Below are 430 nucleotides of genomic sequence, written 5' to 3' on the forward strand. Positions count from 1 at the left end.
GCCCTCCGCCCGATAAGACTGCGCGACCAGCGAGCCTGGCGTGAGGTCAACCAGCGCAACCGCGACTGGTTGCGCCCATGGGAGGCCACCATTCCGCCGGCGCCTCCCGGCCATCTGCCGCCGCGCCGCCCCACCTTCCGCCAGATGGTGCGGCATCTGCGGACCGAGGCGCAGGCCGGTCGGATGCTTCCCTTTGTCATCGAGTACGAGGGAAGACTCGCTGGACAACTGACCGTGGCGGGCATCACCTGGGGCTCCATGTGCTCCGGGCATATCGGCTACTGGATCGACCGCGCGGTAGCGGGACGGGGCGTGATGCCGACAGCGGTGGCACTCGCCGTGGACCACTGCTTCCGTTCCGTCGGACTGCACCGCGTCGAAGTCTGCATCCGACCGGAGAACCTCCCCAGCCGCCGTGTGGTGGAAAAGC

The 430-nt window shown here is 68.6% G+C and carries 1 protein-coding gene; it reads left to right on the top strand.

Going from position 1 to position 430, the window contains the following annotated elements; all coding sequences use genetic code 11:
- On the top strand, positions 1 to 430 hold a 430-nt coding region (locus ACFXIV_RS48210), incomplete at both ends, for a GNAT family N-acetyltransferase (protein ID WP_379421577.1).

The organism is Nocardia sp. NPDC059236 (assembly GCF_042754085.1).
In the GTDB taxonomy this organism is placed as follows: domain Bacteria; phylum Actinomycetota; class Actinomycetes; order Mycobacteriales; family Mycobacteriaceae; genus Nocardia.